At 67.6% G+C, this 14,571-nt stretch carries 14 protein-coding genes; 11 read left to right on the top strand and 3 right to left on the bottom strand.

Going from position 1 to position 14,571, the window contains the following annotated elements:
- Window positions 1-16: 16 nt before the first annotated feature.
- Window positions 17-469, bottom strand: coding sequence for an SRPBCC family protein (locus ACIP5Y_RS44975; protein WP_400359839.1), 453 nt, complete (start codon window positions 467-469; stop codon window positions 17-19).
- A gap of 450 nt (window positions 470-919) precedes the next feature.
- Here ACIP5Y_RS44975 and ACIP5Y_RS44970 point away from each other — a divergent pair, with 450 nt between their 5' ends.
- The 10 genes from ACIP5Y_RS44970 (at window position 920) to ACIP5Y_RS44925 (ending at window position 10,917) form a co-directional block, all read left to right on the top strand.
- Window positions 920-2,593 (top strand): FAD-dependent oxidoreductase, encoded by a 1,674-nt coding sequence (locus tag ACIP5Y_RS44970; RefSeq protein ID WP_400359837.1) that lies wholly within the window; start codon window positions 920-922, stop codon window positions 2,591-2,593.
- A gap of 11 nt (window positions 2,594-2,604) precedes the next feature.
- A complete protein-coding gene (locus ACIP5Y_RS44965; protein ID WP_400359835.1) occupies window positions 2,605-4,080 on the top strand; it encodes an ATP-binding protein in 1,476 nt (491 codons plus the stop codon).
- Window positions 4,080-4,430 (top strand): UBP-type zinc finger domain-containing protein, encoded by a 351-nt coding sequence (locus ACIP5Y_RS44960; protein WP_400359833.1) that lies wholly within the window; start codon window positions 4,080-4,082, stop codon window positions 4,428-4,430. Before ACIP5Y_RS44965 ends, ACIP5Y_RS44960 begins: the two co-directional genes overlap by 1 nt.
- Window positions 4,431-4,536: 106 nt before the next feature.
- Window positions 4,537-4,998 carry a hypothetical protein gene (locus tag ACIP5Y_RS44955; RefSeq protein ID WP_400359832.1) on the top strand — a complete coding sequence of 154 codons (462 nt, stop codon included), beginning with the start codon at window positions 4,537-4,539 and terminating at the stop codon, window positions 4,996-4,998.
- A 99-nt stretch (window positions 4,999-5,097) separates the two neighbouring features.
- The gene (locus tag ACIP5Y_RS44950) at window positions 5,098-6,003 is read left to right on the top strand and encodes an RNA polymerase sigma-70 factor (protein WP_400359830.1); all 906 of its coding nucleotides are present in this window, start codon (window positions 5,098-5,100) and stop codon (window positions 6,001-6,003) included.
- A 105-nt stretch (window positions 6,004-6,108) separates the two neighbouring features.
- Window positions 6,109-7,212 carry an NAD(P)/FAD-dependent oxidoreductase gene (locus ACIP5Y_RS44945; protein WP_400359828.1) on the top strand — a complete coding sequence of 368 codons (1,104 nt, stop codon included), beginning with the start codon at window positions 6,109-6,111 and terminating at the stop codon, window positions 7,210-7,212.
- A gap of 98 nt (window positions 7,213-7,310) precedes the next feature.
- Complete coding sequence (locus tag ACIP5Y_RS44940) at window positions 7,311-8,072, top strand: Clp protease N-terminal domain-containing protein (protein ID WP_400359826.1); 762 nt, start codon at window positions 7,311-7,313, stop codon at window positions 8,070-8,072.
- A 53-nt stretch (window positions 8,073-8,125) separates the two neighbouring features.
- Window positions 8,126-8,431 carry a hypothetical protein gene (locus ACIP5Y_RS44935; protein WP_400359824.1) on the top strand — a complete coding sequence of 102 codons (306 nt, stop codon included), beginning with the start codon at window positions 8,126-8,128 and terminating at the stop codon, window positions 8,429-8,431.
- A 294-nt stretch (window positions 8,432-8,725) separates the two neighbouring features.
- Window positions 8,726-10,348, top strand: a complete 1,623-nt coding sequence (gene groL, locus ACIP5Y_RS44930; RefSeq protein WP_400359822.1) for a chaperonin GroEL — start codon at window positions 8,726-8,728, stop codon at window positions 10,346-10,348.
- A 182-nt stretch (window positions 10,349-10,530) separates the two neighbouring features.
- On the top strand, window positions 10,531-10,917 hold the full coding sequence (locus ACIP5Y_RS44925) for a hypothetical protein (protein ID WP_400359820.1): 387 nt from the start codon (window positions 10,531-10,533) through the stop codon (window positions 10,915-10,917).
- A gap of 57 nt (window positions 10,918-10,974) precedes the next feature.
- On the opposite strand, the gene ACIP5Y_RS44920 is transcribed toward ACIP5Y_RS44925, so the two are convergent.
- Window positions 10,975-12,831, bottom strand: coding sequence for an ArnT family glycosyltransferase (locus ACIP5Y_RS44920; protein WP_400359818.1), 1,857 nt, complete (start codon window positions 12,829-12,831; stop codon window positions 10,975-10,977).
- Between the two features lie 190 nt (window positions 12,832-13,021).
- Between ACIP5Y_RS44920 and ACIP5Y_RS44915 the strand changes: the two genes are divergently transcribed.
- Entirely contained in the window at window positions 13,022-13,966 is a 945-nt protein-coding gene (locus tag ACIP5Y_RS44915; protein WP_400359816.1) for a hypothetical protein, read from the top strand.
- A 52-nt stretch (window positions 13,967-14,018) separates the two neighbouring features.
- Here ACIP5Y_RS44915 and ACIP5Y_RS44910 read toward each other — a convergent pair whose 3' ends face one another.
- On the bottom strand, window positions 14,019-14,189 hold the full coding sequence (locus ACIP5Y_RS44910; protein ID WP_400359814.1) for a hypothetical protein: 171 nt from the start codon (window positions 14,187-14,189) through the stop codon (window positions 14,019-14,021).
- Window positions 14,190-14,571: the final 382 nt, after the last annotated feature.

Below are 14,571 nucleotides of genomic sequence, written 5' to 3'. Positions count from 1 at the left end.
GCCCGAACCTACGCGCTCAGTGTTCGAGTGCGGCCTTGATATTGCGGAGAGTCTCTTCCATTCCGGCGATCAATGCCGCCTCGAACGGCTGTTCCCCGCCCAGTGCCGCGTCGGTGGCCTTGCGGGAGAACCAGCTGACGCCCCGCGGAATGTCGCGGCGTTGCACGACATGGGTGCCGCCGTCGGCGGTGGGTTCGAGCGTGTAGCTCCAGATGGTCCGGTTCTCGTTGATCCGGAAGGCGATCGCCCGGTTGGGCTCGTACCGCACGACCCGGCCGGTGGTCGGGTACACGTAGTGCTGGGCGCGATTCAGGTGGACCGTCCAGGTGCCGGTGTGCACCCGCCCGAGCGGTTGCATCCGCAGCGTGGCGGGACTGAACTCCGGGATACGTTTCAGATCGGAGACGATGCCCCAGACCTGTTCGGGTGTCGCAGCGATATCGATGCTGGCTTCGAGGGGTTTCGGCAACGCTGCCTCCGGGTTCGGACCTGTGTTCTACGAGGAATCCTAGTTCCGGGGGGTGAAAATCAACTAGATCACATTCCGGTGATGTCGATGGGCCAAATGTAATGAGCGGCGCACAATAAGGGATAGACGAAGCAACAGACACCGCCACCAACTTCCGATTGACCGGGAAACGTGAGGTGATCGGCCGTGAACCTGCGCTCGCTCCTGCATCGCAAGGCAAGAGCTGTTCCGCTCCTCCCCCCTGCAGAGTCCGGCGATTCCGCAGTCCCTCTCCGGCATCCCCGCAAAGCCCGGCGCAAGCCGAACGGTGCGCTGGAAGAGAAGCTGGAACGCCTGCTGACCCCGAGTGAGCTCGACCTGGTTCAGCATCATCGAATTTGAGGCCCCCGGAGGTATGCCCGTGGCGAACAGGTCATGCGCCAGGTTGCCAACCCACTTCATACTGCTTAGGTGACTTCACCAGCTGCCGCCAAACCGGCCATCCTCAGCGTCGACGACGATCCGGGTGTCTCGCGCGCCGTCGTCCGCGACCTGCGCCGCCGGTACGGCGCGGACTACCGGATCTTGCGGGCGGAGTCGGGGGCGGACGCGCTCGAGGCTTTGCGGGAAATGAAACTGCGCGGCCAGCCGGTCGCGGTGCTGATCGCCGACTACCGGATGCCCGGTATGAACGGCGTCGAATTCCTGGAGCAGGCCATGGACCTGCACCCGTACGCGCGGCGCGTGCTGCTGACCGCCTACGCCGACACCAATGCGGCCATCGAGGCCATCAATGTGGTCGACCTCGACCATTACCTGCTCAAGCCGTGGGATCCGCCGGAGGAGAAGCTGTATCCGGTCGTCGACTCCCTGCTGGAGGCGTGGCGCGGCGACGCGCACAAGCCGGTCACCGAGACCAAGGTGGTGGGGCACCGCTGGTCGGCGCGCTGCTCGGAGGTGCGGGAATTCCTGGCGCGCAATCAGTTGCCCTACCGCTGGTATCAGTTCGACGAGCCGGAGGGCGCCCGCCTGCTCACCGCGGCCGGCGCGAACGAGGATCAGTGCCCGGTCATCATCAGCTCGACCGGTGACGTGCTGATCATGCCCACCGACGCGGAACTCGCGGTGAGCGTGGGCCTGAACACCGCACCGGCGGAAGACTTCTACGACCTCATCGTGGTGGGCGGCGGCCCGGCCGGTTTGGGCGCGGCGGTCTACGGCGCGTCGGAGGGGCTGCGCACCGTGCTCGTCGAGCGCACCGCGACCGGCGGGCAGGCGGGTCAGAGTTCGCGGATCGAGAACTATCTGGGCTTCCCGGACGGTCTCTCGGGCGCCCAGCTGGCGGATCGGGCGCGGCGGCAGGCCGTGAAATTCGGGGCCGAACTGATCACCGCCCGTGAAGTGGTGGCGCTGGAGCAGTGCGGTTCGGCGCGCGTGGTGAAGTTCGCCGACGGCGGCAGTATCGCCGCGCATTCGGTGCTCATCGCGACCGGCGTCAACTACCGGCACCATCCGGCGCCGGGCGTGGACGACTACACCGGCCGCGGCGTCTACTACGGCTCGGCCATGACCGAGGCCAGCGACTGCGCCGAACGCGATGTCTACATCGTGGGCGGCGCCAACTCGGCGGGCCAGGCGGCGGTGTTCCTGTCCCGGAACGCGCGCTCGGTGCACATCCTGGTGCGCGGCGCCTCGCTGGAAGCGTCCATGTCGCACTACCTGATTCAGCAGATCGAGCAGATCCCGAATATCACCGTGCACACCGGCACCGAGGTGGTCGCGGCCGACGGCGACGATCATCTGGAGCGAATCGTGCTGCGCGACAACAAGACCGGTGCCGAGGAGAAGGTGGACACGGAACGCCTGTTCCTGTTCATCGGCGCCGCACCGGAAACCGATTGGCTGGACGATCAGGTGCACCGCGACGACAAGGGTTTCGTGCTCGCCGGCCCCGACCTCATGGTGGACGGCGAGCGCCCGGCGGGCTGGGAATTGCCGCGGCCGCCACAGCATTTGGAGACCAGCGTGCCCGGCGTGTTCGTGGCGGGCGACGTGCGGTCGGAATCCGCGAAGCGGGTGGCGTCGGCGGTCGGCGAGGGCGCCATGGCCGTCATGCTCGTGCACCGCTACCTGGCGAAACAGTAGGAGTGGCCGGAATGGGCAATACCCGATTGATCTGTGATCCCAATGAACTGCGCACGCTGTTCCTGTTCGAGAAGCTGAACGACGAACAGCTGGCGTGGCTCTGCAGGGACGGCCGGGTGGAGCGGTTCGAACCCGGGCCCGTCTACGCCGAGGGCGAACCGGCCACCTGCTTCTATGTGCTGATGGAGGGTGAGCTGGTGCTCACCAAGAACTCCGGCGGCGAGCAGATCGAACTGGTGCGCACCACGCACCGCGGTTCGTACTCCGGCGCGTGGACCGCCTACATGGGCGACAAGGTGGACCAGCACTACGCCGGTTCCATGAACGTCGTCACGCCGGCCACCTTCTTCGTCCTGGATGCCGCCTCCTTCGCGAAGATGATGAAGGAATGGTTCCCGATGGCCCTGCACCTGCTGGAGGGCCTGTTCTTCGGCAATCGCAATACCAACGAGATCCTCGGTCAGCGTGAGCGATTGCTCGCGCTGGGTTCGCTGTCGGCGGGCCTCACGCACGAGCTGAACAATCCGGCCGCCGCCGCGGTGCGCGCCACCTCCTCGCTGCGGGACCGCGTCGCGGGCATGCGGCACAAGCTGAAGATGATGGCGCACGGCAAGTTCGACTCCAACACCATGGAGGCCCTGGCCCAGCTGCAGGAGGAGGCCGCCGCGCAGGTGCTCAAGGCCCCCACCCTGACCTCGATGGAGGCCGCCGACCGCGAGGACGAGATCGGCGACTGGCTGGCGGACCACGCCATCGACAACGGCTGGGACCTGGCGCCCAACTTCGTGCAGGCCGGCTTCGATATCGACTGGATGGAGAAGGTGCACGGCACCCTGTCCGGTTGCGGCCCCGATGTTTTCGAGGGCGCCATCCGCTGGCTCAACTACACGGTCGAGACCGAGTTGCTGATGAACGAGATCACCGACTCGACCAACCGCATCTCCTCGCTGGTGAACGCGGCCAAGCAGTATTCGCAGATGGATCGCGCGCCCTTCCAGGTGGTCGACATCCACGAACTGCTGGACAGCACCCTGGTCATGCTGGCCCGCAAGATCGGCGACGATATCGAGGTGGTCAAGGAGTACGACCGCGGGCTGGCGCCCGTGCCCTGCTTCGCCGCCGAACTGAATCAGGTGTGGACCAACCTGATCGACAATGCGGTCTCCGCCATGGGCGGGCACGGCGTTCTCACCATCCGCACCTACCGCGAGAACGAATGCGTCGCGGTGGAGATCGGTGACACCGGCCCGGGCGTGCCCGCGGAGATCCGCAATCGCATCTTCGAGCCGTTCTTCACCACCAAGCCGGTCGGCGAGGGCACCGGTCTGGGCCTGGACATCTCGTTCCGCATCGTGGTGAACAAGCATCACGGCGATATCCGTGTCGAATCCGAGCCCGGCAATACGCGTTTCATCGTTCGCCTGCCGCTGGAGAGCCCGGAGGTCGCCGAAGGCGAAGCAGCACAATCGAATACAGGAGGTAATTGATGTCCGAGCAGATTCCCGGAATCGATCCGAGCGTCGCCCCCAGCGGCACCGGTTGCGTGGAATGCGAAGCGGCCGAGGGCTGGTGGGTGCATCTGCGCCGATGCGCCGAGTGCGGGCACGTCGGCTGTTGTGACAGTTCCCCGTCCCAGCACGCCACCAAGCACTTCAAGAGCTCCGGTCATCCCTTCGTGCAGAGCTTCGAGCCGGGGGAGGACTGGTTCTACAACTTCCAGGACGAGGGCATGTACGAGGGCCCGGAATTGGCGCCGCCGCAGCATCACCCGCTGAATCAGACGGTGCCGGGCCCGCGGGAGCGGGTGCCTGCCGACTGGCAGCAGCACGTTCACTGACCTCTGCGAACGAGCTCTTCCGGGACTCGGCGAGCCCGGGTACGCTGCTGCGAGCGCCGGGCCCGCCCCGCGCCTGCAGTAGCGGAAAGAGTTCGGGAAGCAGGGTATGAAACGTTCTTCGATCGTCGCCCTCGCGGCAGGCGCGATGGTGTTGAGTCTCGCCGGCTGCGGGTCGGGCAAATCCACCCCGGCCGATGGGGTCCGGCAGGCCACCTCGACCACCGCCGCGAAAACGGCCTCGACCGCGAACTCGGCCCCGGTCCTCCCCACCACCGCCGCGGCCACCACATCGGCGGCGCCCCTGATCGAACCGCCCGCCGCCGCGCCCGTCACCGCGTCCGTGGCGCAGCAGACCACCGCCCCGAACGGCGCGCAGACCGACTGCCACGACTTCCTCCAGCTGACCGAGGACACCGAGAAGCAGGTGATCGGCCAGATCCTCGCCGCCAACCCGGGTTCCAAGTTCGACGGCAGCCCGAATGTGGCGCTCGGCACTGCCCGGCTCGCCTGCACCGTCGCCGACTACGCGAAAAGCCCTGTCGCCGTGGCCATCGGCGCCGCGAAATAGCCCGGGCGCGCATTCGCCCACCTCACGCCCAGGCGTATTGTCGCGGAACGACTATGTGACATGGCGCCGATCATGTGACGCGAGAACGGGGTGGAGGCCATGGACGCCGACGGGCTGGTGGAATTCGAGCGGCACCGCCCGCGCCTGTTCGCGCTCGCCTACCGGATGCTGGGTTCGGCGAGCGAGGCCGAGGACGCCGTGCAGGAAACCTACCTGCGCTGGGACGCCACCGTCCGCACCGAAATCCGTTCCGCCGAAGCCTGGTTGACCACCGTGCTGGTGAACCTGTGCCGCACCTGGCTGGAGTCGGCCCGCGCCCGCCGCGAAACCTACGTCGGCCCTTGGCTACCCGAGCCCGTCCCCACCGGCCGTGGCGAACTCGGCCCGCTGGAATCCGCCGAACAGCGCGAAATGGTGTCCATCGCGTTCCTGGCCCTGTCGGAACGCCTGACCCCCGCCGAACGCGCGGTCTTCGTACTGCGCGAGGCGTTCGGTTACGCCCACCGCGAGATCGCCGACATGCTCGGGTTCACCGAGGCCAACTCCCAGCAGCTCTACCGCCGCGCCGGCCAGCGGGTCCGCGAGGATCGCGCCCGCTTCGATCCGGCGCCCGCGCACTCGTTCGCCTTGCTCGAAAAGTTCCTGAACGCCGCGCAATCCGGTGATGTGGCCTCCCTGGAGGCGATGTTCACCGCCGACATCATGGCGACCGCCGACGGCGGCGGCAAGCTCAATGCGGCGCGCCGTCCGATCGTGGGCCTGGGCCGGGTGGCCCACTACCTCGTCAAGCTCTGCACCGTCGACCTGCCGGGCTTCGCCCTCGGTATCGAGGAGATCAACGGCGCGCCGGCGGTGGTGGCCCGGGCCGGCGGTCAGGTGGTCGGGGTCGTGTTCGCCGAGTTCATCGGCGATTCGATCGCGGCGGCACAGGTGGTCGTGAACCCGGACAAGCTGGTGTATTTCCGGCGCGTCGAGCAGGCGCGCGCCGGCGAGATCGCCGGCTGAACCGCGCCTCCCGACGGGGGTGACGCAGGACACAGCGCGGAGCTGTCAGGGATCGCGCGGCTGTCCGGTCTAGAGGGTGTCGGACAGCTTGGAAGGACCACTCTCATGACCGCACATCGCATCGTCATCCTGGGCGCGGGGTACGCCGGACTCTCGGCCGCCAAGGAAGCGGCCAAGGCGCAGGGCGCACAGGTCACCGTGATCGACGCCCGCACCGAATTCCTCTCCCGCGTCCGCCTCCACCAGGTCATCGCGGGCCAGCCCGTCGAGCGCATCGATCTTCGAAACGCGCTGGAGCCCAAGGGAATCCACTTCGTCAACGCGTACGCGACCCGCATCGACCCCGATGCCCGCCGCATCGAACTGACCGCCGCCGCGAACGCCGGGGCCACACCCGACTGCATCGAATACGACACCCTGATCTACGCGCTCGGCAGCCGCGGCGACCGCACCGCGGTGCCGGGCGCGGCCGAATTCGCCCATGCCGTGGCAACTCCCGAGGATCTGCCCGCCATGCCCGCCCTCGCCGGCCGGGTCGCCGTGGTCGGCGGCGGCCCGACCGGCATCGAGACCGCCGCCGAACTCGCCGAATCCCGGCCGGACCTGGACGTGATCCTGGTGAGTTCGAACGAGCCGGGCAGCTGGCTGACGGCCAAGGCGTGCAACCACATTCGCGTCACCCTGCAGCGGCTCGGCGTGCAGGTGCACGCCGATGTCAAGGTGGCGGAGGTGACCGCCGCGGGTCTCGAACTGGTCGGCGGCGAGCACATACCGGCCGACATCGTGCTCTGGACAGCAGGTTTCGCGGTGCCCGATGTGGCGGCTCGCTCGGGTCTCCCCGTCGACGCGCACGGCCGCCTGCTGGTCGGCCCCGACCTGCGCGTCCTCGACCGCGAGAACATCTACGCGGTGGGCGACGCCGCCGCCATGCACGGCCCCGACGGCCGCGAACTCCGCATGGCCTGCGCCACCGCCATGCCCGCCGGCGCCTACCTCGGCAAGGCCGTCGCCACCCGCCTCCGCGGCAAGACCCCCGCCCCGCACAAGGGCTGGTACATCCTGCAGTGCATCAGCCTCGGCCGCCGCGACGCCGTCATCCAGCACGTCCACGCGGACGACTCCATGGCCCGCCTGGTCCTCACCGGCCGTCCGGCGGTCTTCGTGAAAGAGCAGATCGTCCGCGGCGTCGGTCGCGTCGCCAAGCTCTGATCAGGGGTTTCAGGGGCTTGCCCCGGAGGGTCTCGGAAGTGGAACTATCGTCAACTAATGGTTGACCATCGTAGTGTGGTCAACCTATCGTTGACGATATGACGAACCCGCATATCCGCCTCGATGACCTGATCGACGGCATCAAGAAGGCCCTCCCCGACGATGTCCTGGAACAGCTCAACGCCGCCGTCGTCGCCGCCAACCATCTGGGCGAGGTGGCCGATCACCTGATCGGCCACTTCGTCGACCAGGCCCGCCGTTCCGGCGCGTCCTGGACCGAGATCGGCCAGAGTATGGGCGTCACCAAGCAGGCCGCCCAGAAGCGCTTCGTCGCCAAGTCCTCCAGCAATCTGGAAGCCGCGATCATGGATCCCAAGGACGGCTTCGCCCGCTTCACCCCACGTGCTCGCAATGTGGTGGTGGCCGCGCAGGAGGAGGCGCGTTCGGTCGGCAATCTCGAGATCACGCCCGAGCACCTGATCCTCGGCCTGCTGGCCGAGCCGGATTCCTTGGCCGTGAAGCTCATCAATGCCAAGGGCGTCTCCGACGAGGCCGTCCGCCGCGTCGCCGTGAACGCCCTGCCACTCGCCTCGGGCGAGGCCGTACCCGCGCTCATCCCGTTCGACGGCCAGTCCCGCAAGGCCCTCGAGCTGACCTTCCGTGAGGCGCTGCGGCTGGGTCACAACTACATCGGCACCGAGCACATCCTGCTTGCCCTGCTGGATCTCGAGGCCGGTACCGGCGTGCTGTCCGGTCTGGGCCTCGACAAGGATGAGTTGTCGGCCGATCTGACCACCCTGCTCGCGTCGATTGTCGCCCAGAAAGCGGCCCCCACCTCGGAATCTGCGGATCCGCAGTAGTTCTGCGCGCACAGCTCCCGCGTTCCGGAGCGAGCGCCCGATACGATATCGGCATGGCGGACGACGAAGGTTCCGACCTAATAGCGGGGGAACTGCGCGCTGACCTGCTGCGCGCGCTGAGTTATGTCACTACCGAGGACACGCCGGACGGCGGCTACATAGTGAACGGCGACCTGCCTCCCGAGGTAGCGCCGCCGTTCGTCCGGGCCATCATGCGCATCGAAGCGGAACTCCTCCTCCAGGACGCCGAACTCGTCAATATCGAACACGGCGAGCCGCGCACCCCGGAGGAACGCCGCACCGACGCCCTGATCGCCCTCCTGCTACGCGTCGACGACCGCGCCGGCTTCGGCTTATAGAAGCCCGTCCTACCCGGCCGCCGAGAAGGGACTCGCGCGGCCATGATTCCGTCGCCGGGCTATGGACGGGTGTAGCCCTGAGGGGTTTCGGGGGCTTGGCCCCGCCTCCTTTTTCGGGCTTCAGGGCGCAGCCCCAACCTTGCACTCCCTGGTGGGGAGTGCTAGAAAGGGGTTTGGCACTCCGGACCCCTGAGTGCTAGGTCGGAACGGTGAGACCGGTCAACCGGTCGTCCGTCGCGGGCACCGAACCTGACCAGATCATGTCAATCCCCTGATCTGGAGGATCTCAACGCAATGGCCAAGACAATTGCGTACGACGAAGAGGCTCGCCGCGGACTCGAGCGTGGCCTGAACAGCCTCGCCGACGCTGTCAAGGTGACCCTTGGCCCCAAGGGCCGCAATGTCGTGCTGGAGAAGAAGTGGGGCGCCCCCACCATCACCAACGATGGTGTCTCCATCGCGAAGGAAATCGAGCTCGAGGACCCGTACGAGAAGATCGGCGCGGAGCTCGTCAAGGAAGTTGCGAAGAAGACCGACGACGTCGCGGGTGACGGCACCACCACCGCGACCGTGCTCGCCCAGGCGCTCGTGCGCGAGGGCCTGCGCAACGTGGCCGCCGGCGCCAACCCGCTGGGCCTGAAGCGCGGCATCGAGAAGGCCGTCGAGGCCGTCACCACCAAGCTGCTTGCGACCGCCAAGGAGGTCGAGACCAAGGAGCAGATCGCTGCCACCGCCGGTATCTCGGCGGGCGACTCGTCCATCGGTGAGCTGATCGCCGAGGCCATGGACAAGGTCGGCAAGGAAGGCGTCATCACCGTCGAGGAGAGCAACACCTTCGGTCTCCAGCTGGAGCTGACCGAGGGCATGCGCTTCGACAAGGGCTACATCTCCGGTTACTTCGTGACCGACCCGGAGCGTCAGGAAGCGGTCATGGAGGATCCCTACATCCTCCTGGTCGGTTCCAAGATCTCCACCGTCAAGGACCTGCTGCCGCTGCTGGAGAAGGTCATCCAGGCCGGCAAGCCGCTGCTGATCATCGCGGAAGACGTTGAGGGCGAAGCGCTTTCGACTCTGGTCGTGAACAAGATCCGTGGCACCTTCAAGTCCATCGCCGTCAAGGCCCCGGGCTTCGGTGACCGTCGCAAGGCCATGCTGGCCGATATCGCCATCCTGACCGGTGGCGAGGTCATCAGCGAAGAGGTCGGCCTCTCCCTGGAGACCGCCGGTCTGGAGCTGCTGGGCCAGGCCCGCAAGGTCGTCGTCACCAAGGACGAGACCACCATCGTCGAGGGCGCGGGCGACCCGGAGGCCATCAAGGGCCGTGTCGCGCAGATCCGCACCGAGATCGAGAACTCGGACTCGGATTACGACCGTGAGAAGCTGCAGGAGCGTCTGGCCAAGCTGGCCGGCGGTGTTGCGGTCATCAAGGCCGGCGCCGCGACCGAGGTCGAGCTGAAGGAGCGCAAGCACCGCATCGAAGATGCCGTGCGTAACGCCAAGGCTGCCGTCGAAGAGGGCATCGTCGCCGGTGGTGGCGTGGCCCTGCTGCAGTCGGCTCCGGCCCTGGACGAGCTGTCCCTGACCGGTGACGAGGCCACCGGCGCGAACATCGTGCGCGTCGCGCTCTCGGCTCCGCTGAAGCAGATCGCCTTCAACGCCGGCCTGGAGCCGGGCGTTGTGGCCGAGAAGGTTTCGAACCTTCCCGCCGGCCACGGCCTGAACGCCGATTCGGGCGAGTACGTCGACCTGCTGGCCGCCGGCGTTGCCGACCCGGTCAAGGTCACCCGCTCGGCCCTGCAGAACGCGGCCTCCATCGCGGCTCTGTTCCTCACCACCGAGGCTGTTGTCGCCGACAAGCCGGAGAAGGCCGCCCCCGCGGGCGACCCGACCGGTGGCATGGGTGGCATGGACTTCTGAGTCCTGCCTCCAGGCAACTCTTTTCGCACCGGAAGCCGGTTCACCTGCGGGTGGGCCGGCTTCCGGCGTTTCCGCGGCCGGGGGTTGTGATGGTGGTCGCATCCGTTTGCGCGGGCCTGTCGGCACCCCGCAGAATTCTCGAGTAGCCAATTATTTGCTCGAGTGCAGGGGCGGATGCATCCATGAGGTTGATCAGTAGAAAGCGTGCTCACACCGGGGTTGCGGCGCGCCGCCGCCCGCCGATCGTCGAACAGGCCGTGCGCGATTACGTCGCCGCCGCGAACGCCGTCGACCGCGCGCGGCACCGCAACAGCGAGTGTGGCTGCATGGTCGAGGAATTGGAGACCCTGGGTCCGCTGGTCGCGGTCACCCTGGTGCGCGGCAAGCCGTCCCGGCGCGCCCGCCTCAGCGTGGACGGTTTCGCGGCCACCCGGATGGACGGCGATACCGCGACGATCGAGGCCGTGCTGTCCCGCGCGGATTCCCCTGCGCCGCAGCAGGTCCGGTTCCGCCTCGCCCGTTCGGAGGGCGTCTGGAAGGTCTGCTCCACCGACGAGCCCATCGCCTGATCGTCGAGCGGGCAGGCCGAATTCGGTGAGCAGGTCGCCGTCGTGTTCCGGCGGGTGTCAGTGGCGGCTGCAGTCGTAGACGGCGATGGCCGAATCGTCGTTGGGTAGTTTGCGGCAGTGCCGCTGGATCCAGGTGAGGCGCTCGTCGTCGGCCGGGCTGGCCAGGACGATCCCGATCTGCCCGGTCTCGACCAGCCGGGCGATGTCGGCGGTGGTGGGTACGGGCGCCATGCCGGTGAATCCGCCGATGCTGGGCACCTCTTGCCCGCTGTCGAGGATGAACGGTCCGGCGAGCACCGAGGTGTAGGTGACCAGCGGATACCGTGGGTGGCTCGGCATTTTCGCGAGTTGTGCGTTCAACTGCCCGGCCGAGGTGAGGCCCGCGCGCATGAAGACCTGGGTGACCTGCCGGGTCTGCGCGGATTCGAAGGGCATGTCCAGCGGCCCGTACCCGTCGGCGACGAGTGACAGGGCGGCCGCCGCCGGCGCGGTGAGGGCCGTGGCGAGCAGCAGCGCCAGTGCCCGGGTGCCTCGGGCCCACACCGCGAGCAGCCCGGCCACGAGGGTGAGGACGGCCACCGTGACGCGCACCCAGCCCGGTGCGGGGGTGAGCAGCCACCAGCCATAACCGGCCGTGGCGGCGATGGCGATCGTGCCGCCGATGCGCACGCGTCGATCGGTGGAGTGCCGGAATGCCATGGCGCCCATGCCGATCAGTGCCGCGGTGGCCGGGGTGAGTACCGCGAGGTAGTAGGGGTTGACCGTACCGATGGCCAGGAAGACGGCCAGGTGGATGAGCAGCCATCCGCCCCACAGCGTGAGTGCGGCGGTGCCGGGATCGGTGCGCGGGCGCCGGCGGCCGGCCCAGGCGAGGGCGGCGAGGCAGAGCAGTGCGAGGGGGACGAGCCAGCCGGCCTCGCGGCCGCCACCGCCGCCGAAGAGGTGGTCGAAGTGATTGTCCGGTCCGAGTACGAGCGAGTTCCGGTATCCGGGTCCGCTGGAGGTGGTGGCGAAATTGGCCGCGCCGACGCTGAATCCGCTATCGGTCCGGCTGGCCGCGTTGTAGACGAAGACCTGCGCGAACAGTGAGTTGTCCCGGCTGCCGTCCACGTAGGGCCGATGTCCGGCGGGGAGCAGGCTGACGATGGTCATCCAGCTCAGTGACACGGCGACGGTGACGGCTCCGAAGCCGAGGACGCCGATGATGCGCTGCCGCAACAGGTTTCGTGGCGTCGCGAGGAGTACTGCCGCCGCGACGGCCGGCACGACGAACCAGGCCTGCACCATCTTGGCCTGGAAGGCGAGCCCTATCCAGAGTCCGGAGTACAGCAGGTGCCGGTGGCGACCGGTCTGTACGGCGGCCGCCGCCTGATCCGCGGCCAGCACCAGCAGCAGTACGAGCAGCGTGTCCGAGATATTGCCCCGATTCAGCGCGACGGTCGCGGGCGTCACCGCCGCCACCGCGGCCGCGATGAGGGCCGCGCCCGGACCCGACAGCCTGCGAACTGCCCGGTACAGCACCAGTACGGTCAGTACACCCTCGATGACCTGCGGCAGGATGAATGCCCAGACGTGCGGCCCGAAGATCCGCACCGACAGTGCCTGCACCCAGAACGCGCCGGGCAGTTTGTCGATGCTGATGGTGGCGTCGGGGTCGAAGGCGGCGAAGAAGGCGTTGTGCCAGCTCATCGACATCGAGCGCACGGCGGCCGAGTAGTAGAGGTGCGGAACCTGGCTCGCGATGCCCCACGCGTAGAGCACTCCGGCGAGTCCGGCGATCCCGAGGAGCGCGGGGCGCGCCCAGGCCGGCTGGCCGGCGGGCCCGCGCAGCCACCGCAGCCCTTGCCGCCACCGCGGGCGCTCGGTGCGCGAGTGTGCGAGGAGGGTGACTTCTCCTGCGAGTGCACCTGTCACAGCCCCAATCTGAGCTTCGACGCGGGCGCTGTCAAAGGAATTCCACTCGTGGCGGACGGATTTCCCTCGCGGGGTGAAGCTTTCGGCGCTGCCGTCATCCCGGGGTCGGAGATGGATCCCGGCGCTCGGTACCGTCACCCGTGCGAGTCGTGACGGGGGTCCGGCTCGAGACAGTGAGGGGACATACCTGATGACCTATCCACCGCACGGCCCGAACCCGGGCGCTTCCGGCCCGCAGGGCCCGCCACCACCCGGCTACGGTGCCCCGCCACCGCAGTACTCGTCGCAACCACAAGCGCCGCAAGGTTTTTCACCTCAGCAGCCGCAGCCGTATCAGTCGCAGCCCTACCCGCCGCAGCAGGGATTCGCGCCGCAGGGCGGTCCGGGCTTCCTTCCTGGCGCACCGGTCCAGGGGTACCCGCAGCAAGGTGGGTATCCGCAGCCGGGAGATATGCCGCCGCAGGGTCCCGGTGGCCCCGGGCAGCAGCGGCCGGTCTGGAAGTCGCCGATTGTGCTGGGTGCCGGTGCGGTCGTGCTGGTGCTGGTGATCGTGCTCGGCATCGTGCTCGCGACTCGCGGTGGCGACTCCAAGAATTCCAGCGCGTCCGCGCCGACCACGACGCCGAGCGCCGCGACCAGCACGCGTGCCTCGGCCACGACGAGTTCCGCCAAGGCGACCACGACGACGAAGGCGCCGGCCGCGGTGCCGGCGGATCTGCAGCCGACGGTCGACGCACTGCCCGCCGCGCTGCGGAAATCTGTGCTGAAGCGGGATATACGGGATCGGCCGGGCGATGCCACGTTGAACGGCGGGTACGACGCCAAGGCCCAGTTCACGCTCAACGCGCACGATCCGCTGTTGCAGGGACTGATGCACTATCCGGACAACGACTACTTCCCCGAGGCGTACCTCGTGAAGGACCCGGCTCAACTCGAGCACATCTGGCAGACGGTGGATCCGCAGATGACGACGGACGAGGGTGCGCGGGTGGTTCATATCGATCCGGGCAACCAGTATTCGGAGAACACCGCCACCCTGGAGATCTTCGTCCCGGCCTCGAACCTCTATTTCGAGATCAACCAGTTCCAGAGTGTCGACGCAGTACGGCAGTTCATGCAGCGCGCCGGATTCTGACGTTCGACGCGCGAAGGCCGGTCCACCGCTGGTGGACCGGCCTTCGCTGTACTCAGGGGTGGGGATGTCGTTCGGAGAGGGTGATGGCGGCGTCGATGGGCCGGATGCCGAGGCGTGCGGCGGTGGCGGCTACGACCGCTCGGGTATCGGCGTCGTTCGATCGGCTCGGGTCGTAGAGGAGTTCGACGAGTTCGATGGCGGCAATGGCTTGTTCCTTGGTCACGAGCCGACCCGGCAACCAGCTAACGCGCCAGTCGGTTTCTTTGTGGCCGGGAAGTCGCTCCGCGAACTCGCCGACGACTGCACTCGTTATCGACCCATCGCAGACGTACACCCCCCAATTAGACCGCTGACCAGCCGATTTGACATTGGTTCGCGGCGACACGTAACTTATTCCAGGTCAGAGCGACACGGACACCGACCCGGAGCCCCAAGGGCCTGGGAAACGAGGTTGGACGAGGAGCGCCTGATGATCACACTGGTTCCACCTTGACCAGCGGATTTGGTTCCGCTGTGAGGGCTGGTCTAAGCTGTAAAAGTTGCCTCACGATACGAACGGGACAAGCGCCCGGGAGTTCGTTTGTGCGTGTGTTCTTTGAGAACTC

The organism is Nocardia sp. NPDC088792 (assembly GCF_044750615.1).
Taxonomy (GTDB): domain Bacteria; phylum Actinomycetota; class Actinomycetes; order Mycobacteriales; family Mycobacteriaceae; genus Nocardia.
The sequence above is the reverse complement of the archived record's forward strand: the minus strand, read 5'-3'. Positions and strand labels throughout refer to the sequence as shown.

Coding starts and splice junctions, on each gene's coding strand:
- ACIP5Y_RS44965 (WP_400359835.1), top strand. CDS start 2,605: ATGGGCAATACCCGATTGATCTGTGATCCCAATGAACTGCGCACGCTG.
- ACIP5Y_RS44960 (WP_400359833.1), top strand. CDS start 4,080: ATGTCCGAGCAGATTCCCGGAATCGATCCGAGCGTCGCCCCCAGCGGC.
- ACIP5Y_RS44955 (WP_400359832.1), top strand. CDS start 4,537: ATGAAACGTTCTTCGATCGTCGCCCTCGCGGCAGGCGCGATGGTGTTG.
- ACIP5Y_RS44950 (WP_400359830.1), top strand. CDS start 5,098: ATGGACGCCGACGGGCTGGTGGAATTCGAGCGGCACCGCCCGCGCCTG.
- ACIP5Y_RS44945 (WP_400359828.1), top strand. CDS start 6,109: ATGACCGCACATCGCATCGTCATCCTGGGCGCGGGGTACGCCGGACTC.
- ACIP5Y_RS44940 (WP_400359826.1), top strand. CDS start 7,311: ATGACGAACCCGCATATCCGCCTCGATGACCTGATCGACGGCATCAAG.
- ACIP5Y_RS44935 (WP_400359824.1), top strand. CDS start 8,126: ATGGCGGACGACGAAGGTTCCGACCTAATAGCGGGGGAACTGCGCGCT.
- groL (WP_400359822.1), top strand. CDS start 8,726: ATGGCCAAGACAATTGCGTACGACGAAGAGGCTCGCCGCGGACTCGAG.
- ACIP5Y_RS44925 (WP_400359820.1), top strand. CDS start 10,531: ATGAGGTTGATCAGTAGAAAGCGTGCTCACACCGGGGTTGCGGCGCGC.
- ACIP5Y_RS44915 (WP_400359816.1), top strand. CDS start 13,022: ATGACCTATCCACCGCACGGCCCGAACCCGGGCGCTTCCGGCCCGCAG.